Source organism: Exiguobacterium sp. s163 (assembly GCF_018617135.1).
In the GTDB taxonomy this organism is placed as follows: Bacteria; Bacillota; Bacilli; order Exiguobacteriales; family Exiguobacteriaceae; genus Exiguobacterium; species Exiguobacterium profundum.
Map to the genome: position 1 here is coordinate 224919 of NZ_JACSJN010000005.1, position 23696 is coordinate 248614.

At 47.5% G+C, this 23696-nt stretch carries 25 protein-coding genes and 1 pseudogene; 14 read left to right on the forward strand and 12 right to left on the reverse strand.

Annotation, left to right across the window (positions count from 1 at the left end; genetic code table 11):
• Positions 1-205 precede the first annotated feature (205 nt).
• Both KNO71_RS13725 and dcm read right to left on the reverse strand, forming a co-directional pair.
• The gene (locus tag KNO71_RS13725; protein WP_214688986.1) at positions 206-2773 is read right to left on the reverse strand and encodes an SNF2-related protein; all 2568 of its coding nucleotides are present in this window, start codon (positions 2771-2773) and stop codon (positions 206-208) included.
• Positions 2774-3251: 478 nt separating this feature from the next.
• The gene (gene dcm, locus KNO71_RS13730) at positions 3252-4586 is read right to left on the reverse strand and encodes a DNA (cytosine-5-)-methyltransferase (RefSeq protein ID WP_031424193.1); all 1335 of its coding nucleotides are present in this window, start codon (positions 4584-4586) and stop codon (positions 3252-3254) included.
• A 159-nt stretch (positions 4587-4745) separates the two neighbouring features.
• Here dcm and KNO71_RS13735 point away from each other — a divergent pair, with 159 nt between their 5' ends.
• Positions 4746-6116: a Sau3AI family type II restriction endonuclease gene (locus KNO71_RS13735; protein ID WP_214688988.1), complete on the forward strand. Its 1371-nt coding sequence runs from the start codon at positions 4746-4748 to the stop codon at positions 6114-6116.
• Between the two features lie 55 nt (positions 6117-6171).
• Positions 6172-6618, forward strand: coding sequence for a very short patch repair endonuclease (locus KNO71_RS13740; protein WP_214688990.1), 447 nt, complete (start codon positions 6172-6174; stop codon positions 6616-6618).
• A gap of 13 nt (positions 6619-6631) precedes the next feature.
• On the opposite strand, the gene KNO71_RS13745 is transcribed toward KNO71_RS13740, so the two are convergent.
• Positions 6632-7318 carry a BglII/BstYI family type II restriction endonuclease gene (locus tag KNO71_RS13745; protein WP_214688991.1) on the reverse strand — a complete coding sequence of 229 codons (687 nt, stop codon included), beginning with the start codon at positions 7316-7318 and terminating at the stop codon, positions 6632-6634.
• A 296-nt stretch (positions 7319-7614) separates the two neighbouring features.
• On the opposite strand from KNO71_RS13745, the gene ahpC reads away from it, so the two are divergent.
• Together ahpC and ahpF are read left to right on the forward strand one after the other, a co-directional pair.
• Positions 7615-8178 carry an alkyl hydroperoxide reductase subunit C gene (ahpC, locus tag KNO71_RS13750; protein ID WP_015880295.1) on the forward strand — a complete coding sequence of 188 codons (564 nt, stop codon included), beginning with the start codon at positions 7615-7617 and terminating at the stop codon, positions 8176-8178.
• Positions 8179-8189: 11 nt separating this feature from the next.
• A complete protein-coding gene (ahpF, locus tag KNO71_RS13755) occupies positions 8190-9713 on the forward strand; it encodes an alkyl hydroperoxide reductase subunit F (RefSeq protein WP_047795758.1) in 1524 nt (507 codons plus the stop codon).
• A 38-nt stretch (positions 9714-9751) separates the two neighbouring features.
• On the opposite strand, the gene KNO71_RS13760 is transcribed toward ahpF, so the two are convergent.
• Positions 9752-10153: a hypothetical protein gene (locus tag KNO71_RS13760; protein WP_214688993.1), complete on the reverse strand. Its 402-nt coding sequence runs from the start codon at positions 10151-10153 to the stop codon at positions 9752-9754.
• Positions 10154-10281: 128 nt separating this feature from the next.
• Here KNO71_RS13760 and KNO71_RS13765 point away from each other — a divergent pair, with 128 nt between their 5' ends.
• The 4 genes from KNO71_RS13765 to KNO71_RS13780 all read left to right on the forward strand — a co-directional run bounded on the left by KNO71_RS13765 (position 10282) and on the right by KNO71_RS13780 (position 12968).
• The gene (locus KNO71_RS13765) at positions 10282-10629 is read left to right on the forward strand and encodes a PadR family transcriptional regulator (protein WP_015880292.1); all 348 of its coding nucleotides are present in this window, start codon (positions 10282-10284) and stop codon (positions 10627-10629) included.
• On the forward strand, positions 10616-11578 hold the full coding sequence (locus KNO71_RS13770; RefSeq protein WP_214688995.1) for an HAAS signaling domain-containing protein: 963 nt from the start codon (positions 10616-10618) through the stop codon (positions 11576-11578). Before KNO71_RS13765 ends, KNO71_RS13770 begins: the two co-directional genes overlap by 14 nt.
• A gap of 78 nt (positions 11579-11656) precedes the next feature.
• Positions 11657-12493, forward strand: coding sequence for an aldo/keto reductase (locus tag KNO71_RS13775; protein WP_214688997.1), 837 nt, complete (start codon positions 11657-11659; stop codon positions 12491-12493).
• Positions 12494-12566: 73 nt separating this feature from the next.
• Positions 12567-12968, forward strand: a complete 402-nt coding sequence (locus tag KNO71_RS13780; RefSeq protein WP_053001391.1) for a DUF4304 domain-containing protein — start codon at positions 12567-12569, stop codon at positions 12966-12968.
• A 12-nt stretch (positions 12969-12980) separates the two neighbouring features.
• Here KNO71_RS13780 and KNO71_RS13785 read toward each other — a convergent pair whose 3' ends face one another.
• The 4 genes from KNO71_RS13785 to KNO71_RS13800 all read right to left on the reverse strand — a co-directional run bounded on the left by KNO71_RS13785 (position 12981) and on the right by KNO71_RS13800 (position 16065).
• Entirely contained in the window at positions 12981-13793 is an 813-nt protein-coding gene (locus tag KNO71_RS13785; protein WP_214688999.1) for a MetQ/NlpA family ABC transporter substrate-binding protein, read from the reverse strand.
• 20 nt (positions 13794-13813) lie between these two features.
• Positions 13814-14476, reverse strand: coding sequence for a methionine ABC transporter permease (locus KNO71_RS13790; protein ID WP_214689001.1), 663 nt, complete (start codon positions 14474-14476; stop codon positions 13814-13816).
• Positions 14469-15215: a methionine ABC transporter ATP-binding protein gene (locus KNO71_RS13795; RefSeq protein WP_214689003.1), complete on the reverse strand. Its 747-nt coding sequence runs from the start codon at positions 15213-15215 to the stop codon at positions 14469-14471. The genes KNO71_RS13790 and KNO71_RS13795 overlap by 8 nt, the downstream gene beginning before the upstream one ends.
• Before the next feature lie 109 nt (positions 15216-15324).
• Positions 15325-16065, reverse strand: a complete 741-nt coding sequence (locus KNO71_RS13800; protein WP_214689005.1) for a hypothetical protein — start codon at positions 16063-16065, stop codon at positions 15325-15327.
• 128 nt (positions 16066-16193) lie between these two features.
• On the opposite strand from KNO71_RS13800, the pseudogene KNO71_RS13805 reads away from it, so the two are divergent.
• The 4 genes and pseudogenes from KNO71_RS13805 to KNO71_RS13820 form a co-directional block, all read left to right on the forward strand.
• A pseudogene (locus KNO71_RS13805) lies at positions 16194-16406 on the forward strand (alcohol dehydrogenase catalytic domain-containing protein); the annotation flags it as partial.
• A 113-nt stretch (positions 16407-16519) separates the two neighbouring features.
• The gene (locus KNO71_RS13810) at positions 16520-16945 is read left to right on the forward strand and encodes a MarR family winged helix-turn-helix transcriptional regulator (protein ID WP_214684958.1); all 426 of its coding nucleotides are present in this window, start codon (positions 16520-16522) and stop codon (positions 16943-16945) included.
• A gap of 109 nt (positions 16946-17054) precedes the next feature.
• Complete coding sequence (locus KNO71_RS13815; RefSeq protein ID WP_143180210.1) at positions 17055-17582, forward strand: CarD family transcriptional regulator; 528 nt, start codon at positions 17055-17057, stop codon at positions 17580-17582.
• Positions 17583-17692: 110 nt separating this feature from the next.
• The gene (locus KNO71_RS13820) at positions 17693-18607 is read left to right on the forward strand and encodes a methyl-accepting chemotaxis protein (RefSeq protein ID WP_214684956.1); all 915 of its coding nucleotides are present in this window, start codon (positions 17693-17695) and stop codon (positions 18605-18607) included.
• Between the two features lie 63 nt (positions 18608-18670).
• Here KNO71_RS13820 and KNO71_RS13825 read toward each other — a convergent pair whose 3' ends face one another.
• From KNO71_RS13825 to KNO71_RS13835, 3 genes are all read right to left on the reverse strand, one after another.
• The gene (locus KNO71_RS13825; RefSeq protein WP_214689007.1) at positions 18671-19369 is read right to left on the reverse strand and encodes a hypothetical protein; all 699 of its coding nucleotides are present in this window, start codon (positions 19367-19369) and stop codon (positions 18671-18673) included.
• A gap of 13 nt (positions 19370-19382) precedes the next feature.
• Positions 19383-19751 carry a hypothetical protein gene (locus KNO71_RS13830; protein WP_214684953.1) on the reverse strand — a complete coding sequence of 123 codons (369 nt, stop codon included), beginning with the start codon at positions 19749-19751 and terminating at the stop codon, positions 19383-19385.
• A gap of 234 nt (positions 19752-19985) precedes the next feature.
• Entirely contained in the window at positions 19986-21485 is a 1500-nt protein-coding gene (locus KNO71_RS13835) for a malate:quinone oxidoreductase (protein ID WP_214689009.1), read from the reverse strand.
• Between the two features lie 191 nt (positions 21486-21676).
• On the opposite strand from KNO71_RS13835, the gene KNO71_RS13840 reads away from it, so the two are divergent.
• On the forward strand, positions 21677-22138 hold the full coding sequence (locus KNO71_RS13840; RefSeq protein WP_214689011.1) for a DUF2691 family protein: 462 nt from the start codon (positions 21677-21679) through the stop codon (positions 22136-22138).
• A gap of 27 nt (positions 22139-22165) precedes the next feature.
• Entirely contained in the window at positions 22166-22708 is a 543-nt protein-coding gene (locus KNO71_RS13845) for a histidine phosphatase family protein (RefSeq protein WP_214689013.1), read from the forward strand.
• A 26-nt stretch (positions 22709-22734) separates the two neighbouring features.
• On the opposite strand, the gene KNO71_RS13850 is transcribed toward KNO71_RS13845, so the two are convergent.
• Entirely contained in the window at positions 22735-23598 is an 864-nt protein-coding gene (locus tag KNO71_RS13850; RefSeq protein ID WP_214684946.1) for a DegV family protein, read from the reverse strand.
• Between the last annotated feature and the right edge of the window lie 98 nt (positions 23599-23696).

Consider the following 23696-nt stretch of genomic DNA (forward strand, 5'->3'; position numbering starts at 1 on the left):
ATACCGAAAATCATAGAACAGGGTCTTAATTTTAGAACACTACAACTCTTTTACCTATATTTTACTATTGTTTTTGTTCGATTGACAGCCCTGCCCTATCCTTTTTTCGCTATGGTCAACCAAAATTCTGATGCACTCTCCCTCTTTGCGAGGACAGGTAAAAGGCTCTACCGTTATGGTAGAGCCTTCTTCGTTTGATGCGACCTTAATCGAACAGGGCCACTATTTCATCATAGTCCACATTCGGCTCGGGGCGGAGGTCACCATTCTCAATGGCCTCCATCATCTGTTTTTCCTTTTCTTTCAATCGGATATATATCTTTTCATCCACCGTGTTTTGTTGGTCGGGTTGTCCTTCGAGCATCATATAATGATAGCGAGTGTATTGTCCTTGCGGGAGACCGAGGCGATGGATACGGTCCCTCGATTGAAGCATATGAGTCAGATTGAACGAATATTCAAGGTAGACCGCATCATGGCAAACATGGTGGAGGGAAACGGACTCGGCCAGTGTGTGGGGGTTCGTGACGATAACGTCGAACTCGTGATTCTGGAACGCCTTGATGAGCCGCTCCCGCTCCTCCTGCGGGGTACCTCCGTATATGACGGCCGAATTTATCCCTCGCGACATGAGCTCCTCATGTACCCTGTCGATTGTATGAACGAACATACACCAGACCACGGCGGTTTTGCCTTCCTCACGTAGTGTGGCGACAGTTTCGATGGCGCATCGGAATTTTCGGGTCTCGCGGACCGACATGAGCAAATTCACCTCTTCGGAATTCAACGTAACCTGTACTGGCGCTTCCTCGTCAAGGAGTGGGATAGAGTCCCTGTCTTCGCCGAACATTTCGACGATATCGATGTTGCGTAGGAGGAGCTCAGGTCTAGAACCCGCCTGAATCAGTCGAATATACAGACTGAAGGGATTACCACGATATTTTTGGTAGAGAAGATTGATAATTCTTTGCTCCGTGTCATCGGCGACAATCTTGTAAATTAGATCGGCATCTGCAGGTGGTACTCCGAGCTCTCGCTTGTTCGTTCGCCAAAAGAATGGTGCAAGTTTCCTGTTCACCTCCTGAACCTTCGTCTCGCTCGGTTCCTTCAACTCATGGGGTTTGAAATTGAAGAATGATTTATATTCCTCGCCATAAAGGATATTCAAGAAGTTGTAGATGTCTGCATACGTGTTCGGTATAGGCGTCCCGGTCAGGACAAATTTGTATCCTGCGTATGGCGCAATCGACTTGGCGGCTTTCGCGCGCACGCTACTTAATCCTTTAATCTTGTGCACCTCGTCATACACGAGCATTGTCTTCGAGTCAATAACATCCATGAGGACTCGCTCATACTTGCCGAGCGACTCATAGTTAATCAGGATTAGATTATAAAGATGCGCATCAGTTTTCAAGGAAAGCAGTGGAGCCACTGATTCATGAATGTCGAGCACTCTCATGTCCCGTTTCTCCCCAAAATTGGCCTTGAACTCATCTTTCCACGAGATGAAGGTATTTTTCGGTCCGATGACGACCAGCCGCTCCACCTTCTGTTGTTCCTCTGACGAGAGGAAGGCGTATGCCCCATAGACCATCGAGGTTTTCCCTGCACCTGGGACAGAGAAGTTGGCGGCCTTCTTCATCTCCACCATATAGAAGGCCGAACGCATCTGCATCTCTCGCAAGCTTCGGACAAGTTCACGGTCCACCACTTCAGCGAACGCCTCGAACTTCGTGCTCACCTTCTCGTCGAGTGACTTAAGCAGTCGCGCATACTCCGCTCGCTCCTCAATCATATACTCCTGATCACCTAGATGTTGGCGCAACTGTTCGGTCACGACGACCTCGAAGTCCCGGCGACCTCCGAGGCGCTCGAGATGACGGATGACCGTCTTGATTTCGACATAGGTCAGGTCGTCACGGAAATGCGGATACCCTTCGTTCTTACAGAACGGCACGAGCTTACTCGTGAACGTGCGCTCGTTCGGCCGTATCTTTCCTGGTTCAACACGATCATGGACGACGAGCACCCCTTTGTCGATTGTCAATACGAGCACGTCATCCAATAACATCTCCTTGTCCAAGATAATCCTCCCCCTGTCACGTCTCAAAATTTTTTTAAGTACCAGTTCCTCGAAGGACTTTACCCTAATGCCATAACCGCCTGATTTGTCCTCCCACAATGCATCAAACTCATCGATTGCCTTGTCTATCTTTTGTCTGTCAAAGTCCGAGCAGAGCCAGGAGCCTGTGACGTCGAACGACTCATAGTTGTGTTCGATAGCCGCCCTCGTCTCGTTGTTGGAACCCGTAAAATAGATGATGTTTCCCACGGCGTCCTCTACGAGCCCGAACTTAGAATGGAACAGCCCGGATTTGATGAACCCGACCCGTATGTCTGCATAACCGTTCGCGATGAGGTAGGCCAGATTCGCGAAGTTCATTTCATCTCGGAGCGACAGTCGTTCCCCGAGCCGGTCCAGCAGGTCCTGCTCCAGTGATTCCCTCATCTGATATCCCTTGTTAATATTATTGAAATCTTCCTCTGATATTTCCTCGGAGATGATGAGGCGCATGCGTCCACCGTTCTCAATCAGACCCTGGATGCCCCTCGTATAGTGTGAGAGCGCCTTCCCGCTGAAATACCCGCTCACGCGATTGTAAGAAATGGCCGCCGATAGGATAGGCTCATAGAAGTTACGCGCTATGTCCGTCTGACTCGTGTAGTAAGAGGGCTTCAAATCGATAAGATGAAAATCAGATTCATTTCTCATAGGTCGTTTAGGCTTCCTTTCATCCATATGACAAACTGGGTGACTTGACACAACTTTTCTTAAATTATTTCAAAGACAAATCGTATAATAAGTAAATCAAATTTCACAAATTACTCAAACTTCTCGACATTGATTTCTGTTCTCAATTTGATTTCCCTTCATTTTTAAACAAATGTTTAATCCTCATCTCACGTCTCACTAGGTATAGGACAGAAAATCTATTCCGGTATTTTATGAGAAGTTTGTTCGGTCTATCATTTATTCCCGCATTGCAAAGTAAATAGTAGCCTCAATAACGTTTCTCGAACTCCAAATGTAATAATCTGCTCTTTCATATTCTTTTTACACTATCTGTATATTGTAGGTGGGATTGACTGATGGTCAAGAAATGATTACACAAGAGTTCGCGAACCTTATAGCCTTGTTTGCTCAAACAAAAAAGACTGTAGCTTCGTAATTTGTCTACAGTCTTTATTTATCATTTAAAGTTATTGTACGTCCCCAGCAACTGCATCTGTTTCACTTCATGCAACAAGCTCTGCTCATCCTCTTGTTCATGAATCTCCGCAATTCGATGGCCCATCCGCTCAATCAACCCGACGACGAGAGCATTCCCCATCGTGAAATATCGCTTGCGGTCTGTCATGGTCGCGGTCCATCCGTATGGGAAGCCATTCAATCCTTCACATTCTTCTGGACGCAAATAGCGCAATTTCTTCGTATGCGGATCTTCGATGACATGGCTTGAACGGTTGCACGTTCCTTCGCTCGTCAACATCGTTCTACCTGGAAGGTCTAGCGAATCCGGATAGGACATGCCTCCTTCAGCATAGACATAGACGTGACCGCTCGCAGAAGTACGTTCGATTTTTTTCGGCCCCTTCATGTAAGCCAATTCCTCTTTTTCCGTACGTCCAGATTTTTTAACCTTCTCTGTATCCAGATAATAGTGTTCCGGAGCAGGACCAAACTGCTCATAGACCTCTCGAACGACTTGACCGAGCGTCTTAGGTGTTTCGCGAACCGGGAGCGTCTCAAGCGTCGTCACTTGATCCCCCGTCATGACACCCGCATTTCGATAAGTCGCAGAGAATGTGTCCGAGATTTCAACGATGTCTTTCGGCAACTCGAACGTCGAACCTGGATGCTTCTCGCTCGTCATCTCCATGACCGGGAAAGTCGGTGCAAAGAATCCGTCTTTCAACAACCACTGCTCAGGGTTCGCTTTCCCCGCTCGGGTTGAATGCTTCAAATCTGCTCGCGTCGCAAAGATGAAGATGCGGCGGCGGCGTTGCGCAAACCCATAGTCTGCTGCATTGATAACCCGCCACTCGACCGTATATCCTTGATCGGCAAACGCACGAAGCATGACACTGAAGTCACGCCCTCTTTGCTTCGCAGGTGACTTCATTAGGCGATCGACATTCTCGAGTAAGACGTAAGGCGGCTTTTCCTGTTCGATGATATTCATGATTTCCCAGAACAAGACACCCTTCTTCCCTTGAATCCCTTGCTCATTCTTCAAGCTACGTGACACGCTATAGTCTTGGCACGGGAAGCCCCCCACAAGTAAATGGTGTGGTCCTGCTTCCATCCATGACAGCGCGATATCCTCATTTACGTGTTGGCCACGCCCTTTAAAACGTTCAGCATAGCAATCAAAGGCCGGTTGTACCTTCGTCGCCGGCTCCCACTGATTGCCCCAAACCACATCGAATTTGTCAGATGTAGGCTCGGCATTCACATCTTTGATTCCTTCAAGCGCGATGCGGAAACCTCCTACACCGGCAAATAACTCAACTACTTTAATCAATGGGAACACCCTTTCGTATTTTCTATCTTAAATTTACGCTATTTTAGGTCCTATCACAACCGAACTAGCTCGATGAAATTAGTTTAACAGAAAAGGTGAATGGGATCAACAACTACGTTATACTCATCTTACATATGTAAATTTATAGGAGGTATTCGATTGCGTTACGAAACGATTCAAGAATTAATGGATAAGGCAAGAGAGGCTGAGGGCAAGACATTCGGCGAGATTGATACGACCGGACGGATTAAAAATGTTCGTTCCAAGGGATCACTCGGTCACATCATTGAAGAGAGCCACTTCGGATACCCAATCAATTCAGATGCCCGACCAGACTTTGAGGAACTTGGTATCGAGTTAAAGGTCACTCCTTTCAAGAAAAACAAAAATGGTACATATTCTTCAAAAGAACGACTCGTCTTGAATATGATTGATTACCATAGCGAGCATAGATACTCGTTTGAAACTTCAAGCTTTTTATCGAAAGCCACAAGTATGCTCATCATGCTCTATCAATATGAGCCTGAGATTCCAATGGATGACTACCGTATCTATAAGGCCTTCTTAAACGAGTTCTCGGAGGAAGATTTAGCCGTGATGCGACAAGATTGGGAAACAATCGTTACCAAAATCAAGAGTGGAGAGGCTCATCTCATTTCGGAGGCAGATACGATGTATCTGTCCGCCTGTACAAAAGGGGCGAACGGTTCGATTGTACGTGCTCAACCCTTCTCAGATGAACCTGCCAAACCGCGTGCCTTCTCTTTGAAAGCATCCTATATGTCCGGATTGGTTCGAAAATATTTAACACCGGAACTAATGGAATCTATCGCGAACCAAGGTGAGTTAAACGAAATGTCTATCGAGGAACTTCTCGAAACCCGACTCTCAGCACACTATGGCAAGACACTGATTGATTTATGTGAAGAAACGAAAGTTCCATACAACCCTAGAAACAAGGCGATGATTCCTCATGTCATGGCCAAACTGTTAGGAGTGCAAAAGACAGATCTTTCCGGTATCGAAGAATTTGCGAAGGCAAACATCAAGTTCAAAACGGTCGCACGCGAACCTGACGGAAAGATTCGCGAACATATGTCGTTCGGCAAGGTCAATTTTGAAAACCTATGCCAAAGCGACTGGGAAGATTCAGACCTATATGACACATTCGCAGAACAGAAATATCTTTTCTTAGAATTTCAATATGACGAAGAATACGTCCCGAAGAAAAAGCGAATCCCTCGCTTTGTAGGCATTCGACTCTGGAACATGCCACTCGAGACAATCGATGGCGAACTATATGAGATGTGGTCCGAGGCTCGAAAAATCGTCAGAGAAGGGGTTGAGCTGATACCTATGAAAAATAGAGTAAAGAATAACCTGCCCGGACCAAAATTCAACCGAGTCGCACATGTACGTTCAAAAGGTGCGGATGGAGATGACAAAGTCCGCCTCCCCGATGGACAATGGATCACAAAGCAGGCGTTTTGGTTAGATCGAAACTACATTCAGCAGATTCTAGACGCTTAACATGAGTACTTCTCCCCCTACAGTGGAATCTTCCTAGTAGAGGGAGGTGAGAGGTATGGCCAGAAACGTACCGAAAGCATCGAGTCCAGCCGTGTTCAAGACGATGAGCGGAAACCGTGGGAAAGATACGAAGATGGAAGTCAAAGTCAGAAAAGCGCTGTGGGCGGCCGGATATCGGTACCGCAAAAACAATCGCAAACTTTACGGGACGCCCGACATCTCGTTCCCGGGATTACGCATCGTCGTATTTCTGGATTCTTGCTATTGGCACGGCTGTCCCCTCCACTTCAAATTGCCGAAGACGAATGCCGATTTTTGGCGTCAAAAGATCGGACGTAACATCGAACGCGATGCCGACGTCACACAACATTATGTAGAGGAAGGTTGGATCATCCTTCGATTTTGGGAACACCAGGTCAATGATGATTTCGATCATGTGATTTATACAATCACACATTTTGTTGATATGGCCAAGCAAAACCGACACATACGAAGTGGCTGAGATTAAAAGTACATCAGTCTAAATCTTCATCGAACATCGGTTCATGATAGTTCTCAGTCGTTTCATCGACAAGCAGGTTCGCGTAGAATTCCTCTACGCGACCTCTTTTTTCGCCTTTTTCATTTAAATATTCAACGATTTTGAATGTATCAGGTGCTTCAAGTCCGATAATGACGATCGGTACGGTGAGTTGCGTGTTTAACGGCTTCAAATGGTGCACATATTTCTCATACGTCCCAATGGCTCCATCGAAGTTGCCGGCTCTCTGCAAACGCTGAGTCGCACAGATGATGACCCCAATCCGTGTTTGAATTGCCTTTTCGACATGGTTCAGTTCGCTTGCGATGACCGGTTTCAATAAGTTCCAAGCGATTGTACCTGCATGGTTGAATCCGACTTCTAGTGAGATATTGTCTTTAGCGAAATCAAGACGCCACACATTCTCCGAATAGTCACGATCCTGAAAAATCGGACTCTCGCTCATCCATCCTCTTCTCAAAAACTCCAGTCTGAATAGTTCATTCAAAGCCTTTGATAGACTCTTGTTCTTTTTAGCATATTTTTCATTAAATGTTTTGATGATGTCGTCGTCGCTGATTGACTGAATGATGTCATGAATCTCTGTCCAAATCTCCTTGAACTCTTCATCGTTCTTCAATATCGTCTCACCGAATCGATGAGAATGGACTCTATATTTCATCATAAATCCCCTGTCTGTAAATGATAATCACGATCTGCTCTCCATCTTTCAAACAAGTTTGTGACTCATTTAATATTTTGTAAAGATACTACTTGTCGAAAGAAAATACAACCTCATTGTAATCGTTTTCTTCATTGATATTAAGCTAATCATAAATAATTATGAGTTATTTCAACACATTTCCAAGCATGCAAACGCCTTGACAATTCCAGCTCGTTATATGAAGTTAGTATTACATTATAATTATTCTAGTCGAGATAGAAACGCTAGAGTAAAAAACAAGGAGGACATAACCCATGTCATTAATCGGCAAAGAAGTACTACCATTCAAAGCACAAGCATTCCAAACAGGTGAATTCCTCGAAGTTACAGAGAACGACCTCAAAGGTAAATGGAGCGTTGTTTGCTTCTACCCAGCTGACTTCACATTCGTCTGCCCAACTGAACTTGAAGACCTTCAAAACGAGTACGCTACACTTAAAAACCTCGGTGTAGAAGTATACTCTGTTTCAACAGACACACACTTCACACATAAAGCTTGGCACGAAACATCTGAGAAAATCGGAAAGATCGAGTACATCATGATCGGTGACCCATCACACGTCATCTCACGCAACTTCGACGTCTTGAACGAAGAAGACGGCCTCGCAGACCGTGGTACGTTCATCATCGACCCAGACGGTGTCATCCAAACTGTCGAGATCAACGCTGGCGGCATCGGCCGTGACGCGAGCACGCTCGTCAACAAAGTCAAAGCAGCACAATACGTACGCAACAATCCAGGCGAAGTCTGCCCAGCGAAATGGGAAGAGGGTTCTGAAACACTCCGCCCAAGCCTTGACCTCGTCGGTAAATTGTAAGGAGCGATTGCATGTTAGAAGCAGCGATTAAACAACAGCTCGACCAATATCTTCAGCTCATGGAGGGCGATGTCGTCCTCCGTGTAAGCGCTGGGGAAGACAAAGTCTCAAACGAGATGCTCGAGCTCGTCAACGAACTCGCCAGCATGTCATCACGCATCTCGGTCGAACGCGCGACGCTCGAGCGTACACCGAGCTTCAGCGTGAATCGTCCATCCGAAGAGACAGGAATCGTCTTCGCGGGGATTCCACTCGGACATGAGTTCACATCACTTGTCCTCGCCCTCCTCCAAGTGAGCGGGCGCGCGCCGAAAGTCGATGCGGATACAATCAAACAAATTCAAAATATCGAAGGCACATATCACTTCGAGTCGTACATCAGTCTCAGCTGCCACAACTGTCCTGACGTCGTGCAAGCGCTAAACGTCATGAGCGTCCTCAATCCGAACATCACGCACACGATGATCGATGGAGCCGCGTTCAAGGATGAAGTGGAAGCAAAAGAGATCATGGCTGTCCCGACGGTCTTCTTAAACGGAGAATCGTTCGGTAACGGTCGGATGTCACTCGAAGAAATCTTGGCGAAACTCGGTACAGGTCCTGACGCCTCTGCATTCTCGGACAAAGACCCGTACGACGTCCTCGTCGTCGGTGGCGGTCCAGCTGGTGCGAGTGCGGCCGTATATGCGGCTCGTAAAGGAATCCGTACCGGAATCATTGCGGAGCGCTTCGGTGGCCAAGTGATGGACACGATGGGGATTGAGAACTTCATCGGTACCGCTTATACAGAAGGTCCAAAGCTTGTCGCAAGTCTTGAAGAGCACGTCAAAGAGTACGGCATCGACGTCATGAACCTCCAACGCGCGAAGCGTCTTGAGAAAAAGGACCTCGTCGAGATCGAACTCGAGAACGGCGCAGTCTTGAAGAGTAAGAGCGTCATCCTCTCGACTGGTGCACGCTGGCGTAACGTCAACGTCCCAGGTGAGGCGGAGTTCAAAAACAAAGGGGTCGCTTACTGCCCGCACTGTGACGGTCCTCTCTTTGAAGGGAAACGTGTCGCGGTCATCGGTGGCGGTAACTCCGGGATTGAAGCAGCTATCGACCTCGCAGGGATTGTCAAGCACGTAACGGTGCTCGAGTTCGCTCCTGAACTCAAGGCCGACCAAGTGCTACAAGACCGTCTCCACAGCCTCCCGAACGTGACTGTCATCACGAACGCTCAGACGACAGAAATCACGGGTACGGACAAAGTGAACGGCATCTCGTATGTGTCTCGTGAGACGAACGAGTCACATCATGTCGAATTAGAAGGCGTCTTCGTCCAAATCGGTCTCGTCCCGAACACGGACTGGCTCGACTCGGTCGAACGCAACAACTTCGGGGAAATCGTCGTCGACCGTCATGGCGCAACGAACGTCCCAGGTGTTTTCGCAGCGGGAGACTGCACGAACAGCGCCTACAAACAAATCATCATCTCGATGGGTTCTGGTGCGACAGCCGCACTCGGCGCCTTCGACTACATGATTCGCAACTAACACAAAGACTCGCCCTCTATCATGAGAGCGAGTCTTTTTTACAGTTCAAACGTCTTCCCCGAGTCCGGGATGAATAAAATCGAGTCTCCGCTCCCCGTCTCAAATCGATAGCCCACTCGAGGAGAGAATGGATTCCATTCTCCTCCGGTCGTCGGAACGCTCTCCATGTACGTCACGTCATTGTACGTTTTGTTCAACGTCTCTTCTGCCTCAGCTAACGAGTAGTTCGGAATCGAGAGCAAAATCGCCACCACAATACTCATCACTCCGACCGACACCGCCCACGGAGTCGATGTCGGCTTTCGAAACTGTGCCAAGACTAGCAGCATGATGATCCAGCCAATCGGTACCCCAAACGTCGCCGCATTCCCATACCATTGTGCATTGATCGTCAATAAACTGGCGATCACCACACCGCCAACCATCCACCACCACTTCATCAACATCACCTCCTCTTTATTATCCCAAAATCAGGAAATGACTCAACGTTTTTTATTCACATTGATGTATGATAACTTATAGTGTATGATATATAGTATAAAGATAAACGAATGAAGGAGGCGAAAAAATGTCTGATGTAAAAGCCTCGTTGGTGACGGAGTTGCGGCGCGGCACGTTGACGATTGCGGTGCTCAGTCAGTTGAAGACACCCCAATACGGCTATTCTCTCGTTCAAGCACTGCTAGATGCCGATATCAACATTGATCAAAGTACGCTTTACCCGCTCTTGCGTCGACTGGAAAAACAAGGACTCGTCACGAGTTCCTGGGACACGACGGAGAGTCGACCTCGCAAGTACTATGTGCTCAGCCCAGACGGAATGGATATTTTGAATGAGTTGTACGTGGAATGGATGAACATGTCGAAAACATTGACCCGTCTAATTGAAGGAGGAAACGATCATGAATCTTCGTGATGTGTATATCGATGAAGTCACCTCTCGAATCCCAGAGTCGATGCGGCAAGACGTCGCACTCGAATTGGAATCGACCATTGATGACATGACTGGAAATGACTCGTCTGAAGCGGCTTTATTTGAAGCATTGCGCCAACTCGGCGACCCTCAAATCCTCGCTGCTCGCTACGCGAACCGACCACTTTATCTCATCGGTCCTGCTCTCTTCACACAGTACGTGAACATCATTAAAATCGTCTTACCGATTGCCGTCACGGTTGTCACCATTCTCTCGATCATCGGTTATTTGACCAATCCCATCGACGACACGTCTTGGAGTCAATTCTTGATTCAAGCATTCCTTCAAACTGGTGCGGCTATCTTCAATGTCGTCGTTCAGACGCTATTCTGGATCACCCTCACGTTCTTCATCATTGAACGTGCTGTACCTGAGGGTGAAGTGCCTTTCTCTAGTTGGAAACCTGAGCAACTCAAGAAGGTAAAACCACGTTCGACCTCGATTTATTTTGGTTCGATTTTGTTTGACTTTATCGCCACCGTTCTGATGGTCGTATTGTATGTCAACGCCGAGCAGTTGATTCGTGTTGTCACAGATAGTGGATCCTATCCGCTACTCAATGCGTCGGTCTTGGATCAATTCTTCCCGTTTGTCATCGCCCTGGCCGCCTTTGGGATCGCCATCGCCATTTACAAATGGATGGTTCGACATTGGACAAAGCCGCTCGCCTTATGGAACGCGCTCTTCAATATCGTATGGATTGTCGTCACAGCGCTCATTATGCTGCAACCCGATCTAATTTCGACCGAAGCGCTCCCGTTGATTGCTGAGCAAATCAACGCCGACCTTGAAACAATCAGTCGTTGGGGCGTCTGGAGTGTCTTACTCACCATCATCATCGTGTGTATTCTCGATTTAGCAGAAGGTTTGATCAAAGCGTTTCGACGTTGACCTCACATTCAAACGTTTCATTTCCAAGGAAAGTGGAATAGCGGAGAAGAGAACGGATTTTGAATGGGGAGGCATTTGATGGGTATTCCAACAATCAAGCTACATGACGGTTATGAGATTCCGGCCATCGGACTCGGGACGGTTTATTTAAAAGGTGAAGCAGGGGTCGACGCCATCACGTGCGCCATCCGGAACGGATATCGACTCATCGATTCGGCGATTCGCTACGATAATGAAGGCGCGGTCGGTGAAGCGGTTCGCCAATCCGGCATCCCGCGTGAACAACTTTTCTTAACATCGAAACTGCGCGCGCAATATTATGACTACGATCAGGCGCTCGAGATGATTCGAGAGTCCCTATATCGAGCGAACCTCGACTATTGGGATTTGTTCCTCTTGCATTGGCCAAACCCGAAACAAGACAAGTACGTTGAGGCATGGCGTGCCTTGATTCAAGCGAAGAAAAACGGATGGATCCGCTCTATTGGGGTATCGAACTTCATGCCGGAGCACCTTGACCGCTTGATTGAAGAAACGGGAGAAACACCGGTCATTAACCAAATCGAGTTACACCCGTACTTCTCTCAAGTCGAACAGCGGAAAGCCGATAAAGAACGCGGCATCATCACAGAAGCGTGGAGCCCGCTCAGTCGCGCCCGCACGGTCATCCATGACGAAAAGATCACCGAGCTCGCCAAACAAAAAGGAAAGAGCGTGTCTCAAGTCATCTTGCGTTGGCACGTGCAACTTGGTGTCATCCCGCTCGCCCGCTCGTCTAGCGAGTTGCACCAAAAAGAGAATCTCGACGTCTTCAACTTCGAATTGACGGATGAAGAGATGGAGACGCTCAATGCGTTGACGAAGCAGGATGGTTGCATCGATGACCAAGACCCGCGAGAATACGAAGAGTACTAATTAAATCGGGTTGAGCATGCGCTCAATTCGATTTTTGTATATATTCTAACTAAACTACTTAAAGGAGATTCTCATGCTATCCCAACAACGAAAAGACATGATTGCCTTCTTGAAACGGGAAGTCGTTCCTTATTTGCGGTCACATCAATTCCAAGGATCGTTTCCTCACTTTCGGCGCATGCAATCTGACCGAATTGATTTAGTCACCTTTCAATTCAATCGGCATGGTGGCTCGTTCATCGTCGAATTGGCTCAAGCTCCGCCCACTGGCTTTCAAACATATTGGGGAGAACAAATTAGCCCACAAAAAATGACCGCCCATGATATCGACGTCGACGCACGACGAAGGCTGGGCAGTCATTCTTCAGATGAAGACGGTATTTGGTTCTTTTACGAGTCAGCTCAATCTGACCAAGACTATCTACGCGTGGTGCAACAAGTCATTGCTTCGTTTGAACAAGATATCTTACGTTGACTACGGAATTAATTAAAACGCCGGAATGGCCGTTTCATCATAGTTTTCTTGCAAGAACGCACGGACTTCGTCACTTGTGAGCGCTTCGCCGAGTTTTTGGATCGCTTCGTCATCCTGATTGTCTTCACGTGCGACAAGGGTAATGGCGAAATCGTTCTCGACACCCTCTGTTAAGAGTGCGTCACTCTTCGGTGTCAAACCGAGCGGTGCCGCGTAAGCCGGTGTCATCAAGACCGCATCGACATCATCGTACGCGCGCGCAAGCATCAACAAGTCGACTTCTTCAAACTTGAAGTTTTTCGGGTTCGATGTGATATCGGCTTGTGTATAGTACGTGCCCTCCTTCTCTCCAAGCTCGATCACATCATGTTGTGCGAGAAGGGAGAGCGAACGGTCGATGTTCGATACGTCGTTGGCGATCGCAATCGTTGCGCCTTCCGGAATGTCTTCCATCTTGTCATAGTTTTTTGCGTATACACCATAGTTTGCGAAATAAATCGGTTCGATTGGAACGAGATTCGCATCGTTGCTGCGGTTGAACTCTTCCATGTACGGAACGTGTTGGAAGAAGTTCGCATCGACTTCTTTCGCCGCAAGTGCCGAGTTCGGTTGAACATTGTCTCCGAGAACAACGATTTCGAGTTCGATGTCGTCTTCCGCGAGCTGTTCTTTCGCGATTTCAAGCATATCTGTCATCGGTGGGATGAGTGATGCGACTTTCAATGTCTGTGGTTCATTTGCCTGTTCCGTTTGTGGTTCTGTATCGTTCCCACATGCTGCGAGGACGAGTGTGAGTGAGGCCAGAAGTGCCATCAATTTTTTCATATTCATTTCCTACTTTCTGTTTAACGTTTGTCGATGATTCGCGCCACGGTCGTGCCCGTGAATTGAATCAACTGTACGAAGACGAGCATGATGAGAATCATATAGAGCATGAGTTCTGTCTGAAACTGTTGATATCCATAACGGATGGCAAAGTCACCGATGCCACCACCCCCGACGACTCCCATAATCGTCGAGTATGAGATAAAACTGATGATGGATGTGGTCAATCCGAGGACGAGACCGGACCGGGCTTCCACATAAAGAAACTTAAAGATGATGTCTTTCACCGATGCGCCCATCGAGAGTGCCGCTTCGATCACGCCGCGTGGGACATCAATCAGTGACTGTTCGACGAGTCGCGCATAGTGCGCAATGGCAATGATGGAGAGCGGCACGGTCGCTGCAGCTGTTCCGATGGCAGTCCCAATAATGAGTCGTGTAAATGGAATCAAAAACACGACGAGTAACAAGAACGGGAAAGACCGGACGATGTTCACGACCAGGTTAAGGACGGAGAAGACGATTTGATTCTCTAACAATTGTCCTTTACGCGAAAGGTAAAGCCACGTGCCTAGCGGCAATCCGACTAGAATCGCGGCGAGAATCGATACCCCGACCATCATGAACGTCTCGGCAATGGACTGCCAAATCTCTGATTGGTAGCGCACCAAGATTTCAGGCATTCGCTTCACCTTCCTCTCGCAACTGTCCGACGAACCAACTTGGATTCTGATCGATGGCGATCACCCCTGTCGGCTCCCTCTCAATCGTCTCATGAACGGATCCGTCTGCCATGACGGTGACGCGATGACAGATTTGACGGATGACATCCATCTCATGCGTGACGAGAACGACGGTGACACCGAGTTGTTCATTGACCGACTCGAGGACACGCAGCACTTCTACGGTCGTATTCGGGTCGAGAGAAGAGGTCGGCTCATCGCAGAGGAGTACGCTCGGTTCACTCGCGAGTGCCCTTGCGATCGCGACACGTTGCTTCTGCCCTCCACTCAACTGGGAAGGATATTTATCGCGATACGCTTCGAGTCCAACGAACCGGAGACATTCCATCACGCGTGTCTCCCATGATGATTTCGGCCGTTTGGCAAGCTTCAGTGAATCGAGGACGTTATCAAAGACGTTCTTATTCGCAACAAGATTAAATTGTTGAAAAATCATACCGATCCGATGTCGCTTCTTGCGTAGTTCCCGGTTAGAGAGTTCGGTCAACTGGTCGCCATCGATCGTGACGCTCCCAGCATCCGGTTTCTCCAACAAATTCATCAATCGAAGAAGCGTCGACTTCCCGGCACCGCTCGCGCCGATGATGCCGTAAATCTCCCCTTTTCGAATATGAAGCGATACATCGCGGACGGCTATTTCTTGTCCATACCGTTTATGGACGGACGACAATGTGATCATGGCAGACATCCTTTCTACATCTCGTGAGTGAGTCAACCGTGTATCATTTTAGCGAAATAAAGAGTCGATGTCAGTTCATGTGCTCACATGAAAAGAACCGCAGTGCGCTTCAGAGTGGATGTCGTTTGAAATGTTCAGCAATGTGTTGTTTCATGGCGTCTCGATTTTCAGCGAAGATGCGATGGCGATGCCCATTACCACCAGATGGATGCGGAAAACCGCTCAAAACGCGTTCCTGATCCAAAATACCTCGCTCAACCAATAATTCCACGGCTCGCCTCACGTTCACGCCCATCGGTAAGATGAGCGCATTTTGAAGATGGACCATCTCTTCTGCAAAGACTCCTTCTACGTATGGTCGAAACAGCTCCGTTCGAATCATATCCGGGCTCGATCCGTTATAGTTCTTGCCTTTATAGAAGACAGGATAAGGAAGAACCGCTGTATTTTGAACGAGATGGTTCGCTGATCCAAATAAATCGAGGGAGGATTCGATCCCTAGATGATGATGTAACTCCAAATCGTCCAGCATCGTCACTAAGTTCTTTCGAATCGGACCGGAAAAACTGCCACGCTGTTTGACGGCTCGAAGCGCCTCTTCGTCTGTCGCATCCTTCATGTCACGAATCGCCTCAAACGACTGACGCATCTGATACAAGCCTGGCGTGATTCCCGCGATGACGACTTTCGCATCCGGATTGATGTATTCGAACGGTGCGTAATAGATCTCAAGTTGTTTCTTTTCATCACGGTCTAACAAAAAGTCTTCATTTTTCAACGTCTCTTCTTCTAAATTTGATAGCTGCAAAATCTTTGATTTATATGCGTGAAATAACGCTGTTCGTGTCATATAAATAACACTCCTTTCGTCTACTTTCTCTATCTCTATTCCCCTAAATCTTTGTGTGAGAAAAGTTCATCTTTCAGACAAATGCTATTCAAAAATAAAACACTTTTATTCCGTTCTTTCCATTATAAACAGGCGAAGCGCTCGTCGATGTCGAGTATTGTGGCGTGTGTCACACAGACCTTCACGTCGCCGCGGGTGACTTCAGTGATGTCCAAGGACGTGTGCTCGGTCATGAAGGGATTGGGATCATATCTCAAATCGCAGACGATGTTACGAGTTTGAAAGTTGGAGATCGCGTCAGTATCGCTATGGTCATCGACTTCAAAAATAAACACTGCTAATCAAAACGGGGCCATGTGCCCCGTTTTGTTCTAGATTGACGTTGACGGGGTATAGTTGCTTTTGTATAGTTAGGAACGTCTAAAAGCCGGAAATGAAAGAGGAGTGACTTGATTTGACTCCATCAACGTCAACCCGTCTACTTGATTTGTTGTCAGAGCGCAATGATCAAGTTCGACGTATGAGTGAACAATCTTGGAATGAACAAAGTGATATCCAACTCTCGAACTCGGAATGGTATATTCTCGCGACACTTTATCAGTCGAAAAGAACGATTGCCGAGGTTACGCGCAGTGTCCATATTTCTCGACAAGCGATTCATAAACTGATCAAGAACCTCGAAAGTAAAGCGCTCGTTCTCGTGACAGACCATCCACAAAATCGAAAAGACAAATGTATCGAGTTGACCTCGCTCGGTCACACTTGTTATGAGCAAAACGAGACGCTCAAAGCACAACTTGAGCAACGGATCCAAGAAAGCATCGGCCAAGAGGCGTTTGAACAACTGAAAACCATTCTACGCTTGGATTGGAAACTATGACCGTGTCAGCTTGATGGTGACACGGTTTTTCATATGCATACATGACCCAAAACGTCAACCGAGTTGACATTTCATCTTCTGAATGACTATGCTTATAGGTAAGGAAGAGGTGATCGACTTGTTTAAAACTGGAGACTTAATCATCTACTCGACCCATGGCGTATGTCGCATCGACGACATTTCGGACAAAACGGTCGCAGGAGAGACGAAATCGTACTATACGCTTCACCCCATCAACAACTCACAAAAGTTGCAAATCAGCATTCCTGTCGATAATGACAACGTGATGATGTTGACGTTACTGGAAGCAGACGAGGCATCAGAGATTTTAGAGTCGTTCCGCTCGCCTGGCGTGGAATGGAATCCGCATTCCAACAACCGCAATCGTGAATTTTTGAATGTCGTGCATTCAGGAAACCGTCACGAGATTGCCCAAGTGGTCAATACATTGAGCCGTCGACAAATCGAGGCGCTTCAAGCGAACAAAAAGCTATACGAACAAGATCGTAAAATTTTAGAGAATGCCAAAACGATTTTGGTGAAAGAGCTCTCCCTTGCCCTCGAGCGTTCAGAGAGCGACATCGAGCGCACGATTGGCGAGTACTTACATGAAAGCATGGCGACACTCACACCTTGACCCTTCCATTTGGAAGTGGTCTTTTTATTTTGCTACAATCATATACTTATTTTGACAGTTATCGGGTATCCTAATACAAACAAATCAACTGATATAGGGAGGATGTTAGGATGCAACTGCACTCTAGTACGACCCATGTCACCGACACGCACGTCGTTCGGGCAATCGAAAACAATCTGGCCATCATTCGCTTTGATGAAAATCGCCGTGTCGCCTACGTCAATGAGATTTTTGCCAAAACGATGGGGTACGAAGTCAAGGAACTGATGGGACGCCCCCATCGTGATCTTTGCTTGCCCGAGTTCGCGAACAGTCCCCAATACGACCTGTTTTGGCGTAAGCTCATGCAAGGGTTGAGTTATCACGACAAGATTGAACGACGTGCCGCTGATGGTCATAGTGTCTGGCTAGAGGCGACCTACATGCCGATCTTCGATGATGCCCACCAGAACGTCATCGGCGTCTCAAAGATTGCAGCCGATATCACGTCACGGCAACAAGACGTACTCCACATGGCGAATAATCTTCAAGAGACGTCTGAATACTTATCTGCCCAGTCCCAAATCGGGAAACAAGACGGAGAACACGTACTCGAAAACGTCAAACTGATTGAACAAGAGTCGACTCAAAACCTAGAGCATTTACATGCTCTCCAACAAGAGGCGAAGACGATCACGGATATTGTCCGAACGATTCGTGAAATCGCTGCCCAAACCAATCTCCTCGCACTCAATGCCGCAATCGAGGCGGCACGTGCAGGTGAGCATGGACGTGGCTTCAATGTCGTCGCGACAGAGGTCCGCAATCTTTCGAACAAAGTTTCGCTTTCTATCACTGAAGTGAATAACAACATCGAGGGCATCGTCAAACGCATCGATGACGTGTCGACGAGCATCGGACGCATCTCTCATAAAGTCAAAGATAGCTCCGGACAACTCGAACAGACGGTCCGTGAGTTTGAAAAACTGGCGGATTCGGCCGCCACACTCGAACAGCAGGCTAAGACCTTCTTACGGATGGTCTAAATGTGCTAAAACCGTTCACTACAAGCAAAGACGATGTGTCTTGCTTCGGGTGAACGGTTTTTGTCATCTCTCGTTAAATTGGGTTAATACATCCTCTCTTAACTGTTGAAACGCATTTCCCTTCCATCCATAGTACTTCAAGTGCTTCGTGCAAAACACGACGCCTGTCGCACCACTAGGATAGTTGATCGGAATAGGACCCAAGTCAATCCAGTCTCTGAGCCGATAAGACCGATTGTAAACCGATGATTGTATCATCTCGTTGGCGATTAACCATTTCATCAAATCACGTGTCGCATCCAGACTATGCACGATGACGACAGCTGGAGTATGTTCACGCATTAATTTGTGAAACCATTCTTGACCGCTTTGTTTAATAGAAGGATGAATTGCTTTTAGTTTTTTTGCTGTTGGCGTCGCATACGCATTGATATTCGTCTCTAACACTTCAATCGCTTCATTCGACTGCGTTTCTAACTGATTAACCAGTTGATTCAATCCAATCCTTGTCTTTGAAAAAGGTCGCTTCCCCTTTTCTATGTTCTTCTGCTGAATGAATGTTAGAAACGATTCCCGGTCCATTATTAAATCAATGTATCGATCGACATCATGATCCACATCTGTTTTCAAAATCGAAGAGGCCGGATTAATGCCTACAATGAAAACATTGGGGTTCGACGTTTTGCATTTACTGACAAACGGTCGTAAGTATTCATTCGTAGTGCCCCTCTCAACAAACTCTTTCAATCCGATTCGATTCATGAGACACCGCTCCCTATTCATCTTCAATTTGGAGTGACTCTGCCGACGCCGTATTCGTAATTTTGTGATAGTGCTCAAATTCGTCTGTCACTTCCTCTAGATATTCAGGACCGACGAATAACACGTTTGTTCCCTTCTCGACTAGTACGAGAGGGTATCCTTGAAATGTGACCGCATCAATCACATCCTGTACGTTCGACAGAATCAATGTGTCCTGTGTAGGATGAAACAATCTCACTTCGTGGAGGTCGAGCCATTGCAACACACGTTTGAGTTCCCATTCTCCATCTAACGCTATGGAGACGAGGATATAGTGATCGTTCTGACGCATCAGCACAGCAAAACAATCAGCGAGTTGAATCGACTCTGTCTTCAATTCCATGGCATACTCCTCATAGTTCGGAATGACACAATACTCAAAGTGATCATCGTATGTTCGCAGATGACGTAAATAACGCGCATATTTTTTCTGCTCCCAGTGACTCAATTTAATCGGCTTGATGAGCCATCACCTCTTTTCCATATTCCTATTTCTGTAAATACCCACTTTTTTGGTTCCCTCCCACAGAATTCAAAGAAAAGACGAGCATACGATTGTATACTCGTCTTGAATCTATTAATTGTGAACCATGTCCTTTTCCTCTAAACCGAGCGTGACCGCCGTCGATTCGTGAATCGTCTTGAATAAATCCGGATGTTCCGACAGCTTCAAGCCATACGACGGGACCATCTCTTTGATTTTCGGTTCCCACTCCGGTAAGTATTGCGGGAAGCACTGCTCGAGCACTTTCAACATGACGTGCACGGCCGTCGATGCGCCTGGAGAAGCACCGAGAAGTGCCGCGACCGACCCATCTTCAGAACTGACGACTTCCGTTCCGAATTGAAGTGTTCCTTTTCCTTGCGGTGTATCTTTGATGACCTGCACACGTTGCCCCGCCACGACGATTTCCCAATCTTCATTCTTGGCATTCGGGATGAATTCACGGAGTTCATCCATCCGTTTGTCGTGAGACAAGAGTACCTGCTCGATCAAATACTTCGTAAGTGGCATCTCTTTCGCCCCAGCGGCAAGCATCGTGATGACGTTGTTCGGCTTGACCGAACGAATCAAATCCAAGTTCGATCCTGTTTTTAAGAATTTCGGCGTGAAGCCGGCGAACGGTCCAAACAGCAACTCTTTGCGTCCATCGATAAAACGAGTGTCGAGATGCGGGACCGACATCGGTGGTGCCCCGACCTTCGCTTTACCATACACTTTGGCGTGATGTTGCTCGATGACCTCACGATTTTTGCAAACGAGGAAGAGGCCGCTGACCGGGAACCCACCGATTTGTTTCGATTCCGGAATCCCTGTCTTTTGTAAGAGCGGCAAACTGCCACCACCGCCTCCGATAAAGAGAAACGGTGCCGTATGCGTCTCAATCGTATTCCGAGACATGTCTTTCACTTTCACTTCCCAATGACCGTTCTCGAGGCGCTTCACGTCCTCGACGCTATGACCGTAGTTGAGCTCGACCCCGTTCGATGTGAGATGGTCAAACAACATACGTGTCAATGCGCCAAAGTTCACGTCTGTCCCTGAGTCGATTTTCGTCGCGGCAATCGGTTCATCCGGTGTCCGTCCGTCCATGATGAGCGGGATCCATTCCTGTAATTGACTCGGGTCGTCTGATAAGACCATCCCTTCAAATAACGGATTCGTTGTGAGCGCTTCCAAACGGCGTTTCAAAAAGTCGACGTTCTTCTCCCCTTGGACCATGCTCATATGTGGGATTGAACGAATAAAGGCTCCTGGATTCTCAATCAGTCCCTGCTTGACGAGATGCGCCCAAAACTGGCGCGAGATTTGGAACTGCTCGTTGACGTTGACCGCTTTGGAGATGTCAATCGTCCCGTCTGCGTTCTCTGTTGTATAGTTTAATTCGCAAAGTGCGGCATGTCCCGTACCCGCGTTATTCCATTCGTTTGAACTTTCTTCCCCTGCTGCATCGAGCTTTTCGAACACTTTGATGTTCCACTCCGGTACGAGCTCTTTAAAGAGTGAACCGAGCGTTGCGCTCATAATCCCTGCCCCAATCAAAATGACGTCTGTTCTCGTTTGCGTACTGCTCATGAAAACCCCATCCTTATCCCCTGAATTTTTTGTCATACGATTGAAGAATCCCCATTCCTCAATCGTATATTTTATAATCGTTATACCGATTATAACTCTTTTGTGATGAATGATAAGGGTTATGTATGATTTTTTGTGCTGAAACTTTTTATGAAAATGGGATGATCCCATCAAATGAAGGAGGTGTTCTTTTGAGACGTGGTTTACGTTTTACAATACCCAATCAATATGGGCAATTTCTACAAGCAATCTTAAGTCCAATCCCTCTTGATCGATACCAATGGAAAGTGGTTGATGAGGAATCGTACATTGTGAAAGATGGGCAACTGGATTGCCTATTGTTTTCGGATTCAACCGTAATCGATGGTCGTCAATTCGCTGAACTGCTCACGCAACATGAACATTATTTGATTTTCGTTGATATCAAGGCGTTCCAACCGAATATGTCCTCGGAAATCGTAACGTATGAAGACTTTTTACATAGTACGTGTGAATTCGCTCTATTGGTAATCGACAGTCAAGACGTCACAATCTACTGTAAAGACCCACAGATGCTCAACTCTCTCTACGAAAATGCTTCTTTGCATGAATTTGAGGAGATTGCATACATCACAAGTCATAATGACTCGATGACACGCTTATCTTGCTGGTAATCGAGCGTTTTGAAAAGGAGAATCCATATGCCCACACTCTATTTGGTTCGCCACTGCTCAGCCGCGGGCCAAGAACCTGACGCACCGCTCACAGAAGACGGTCACGCACAGTCTTTATGGCTTCGCGATTTCTTTTCTGAACTCACAATCGACCGGATCATCTCAAGCGATTATACCCGTGCAGTCGCTTCGGTCACGCCACTCGCCGATGCTCATCACCTCTCGATTGAACGTGAACCGTTACTGAGAGAACGCATCCTATCTCACGAACCGCTCGAAGACTGGCTGACCCCATTACGTCAGTCGTTCAGCGACCCGACGTTCAAGTTGCCTGGTGCCGAATCGGCTGAGGAGGCGACGCAGCGCATCCTACAAGTCGTCGAGCACGCCAAAGCTCCGCATGCTTCGACCCTATTAGTGACACACGGCAATCTGCTCGCACTCTTATTGCAACATCTCGACCCGCAATATGACTTTGAGACATGGCGTAAGATGCGTAACCCAGATGTCTATCGTCTCGATTATCACGACAGCACACCGGTCATCGAGCATATTTGGCCAAACAAATAAGCCGTCTCGCGATGAGACGGCTTTTGTCACTTCTCTACGAAAAACATCGAGATGGCACCAAGCCCGACATGTGTCCCGACCGAGACACCCATCTGCATGAGGTAAATCTCGCCGGCAAAATCGGTTTCGGTTTCGAGCTTCGCTTTTAAGTTCTCCGCAATCCGTTGGTCCGATGTGTACCCGATGATCACGAAATTCGTGATGTCCGGGTTGACGCGTTTCACGAACTCGTCCGTATAATGCTTCAGCACTTTACGGGTGCCTCGTTCCTTGGCAACAATGGCACCTTTCCCGTTCTTCATACTCATGATGGGTTTTACCATCAGTAGTTTTCCGATAATGGCACTCGCGTTTGAGAGCCGTCCGCTCTTGATCAAATGGTCGAGGTCATCTACGGATAAGAAGTGTTTTACTTTTGTCTTGTACGTCTCATTGAAATCAACGAGCTCTTCGAACGTCGAACCGGCTTCACGCATCTGTGCGCTCTTCAGCAACAGCCAGCCGCTACCGTGACTCATCGAACGAGAGTCGACGACATAGATTTTGACAGGTGAGTCAGGATGCGCTTCTTCAAAGTACTCTTTTCCGATGACCGCCGATTGATACGAGCCGCTCGTGCCGCTCGACATACAGATACATAAAATCTCCTCATGGCCGGCAGCGACCGCATCTTCCATCAATTTCAAGAACGTCGCCGGGCTCGGCATCGCCGTCGTCGGGAATTCCGGGAGCGCTTCCAACATTCCGTAAAAATCATCCGGCTGGATATCCACCCGGTCCTGGTAAGACATATTGTTCATGGTGATGATCAACGGCGCGACCCCGATGTTGTACCGTTCAAGCACTTCATCCGATAAGTCACACGTTGAATCTGCTAATAATTTAATCATGCATTCCTCCAAAACTTTCTCCATAAGTGACGGGAATCATCCTATAACTTCGTCGATTCCGACGTCACGATAGGACCTCTTCTAGTGTAGCAGATTTG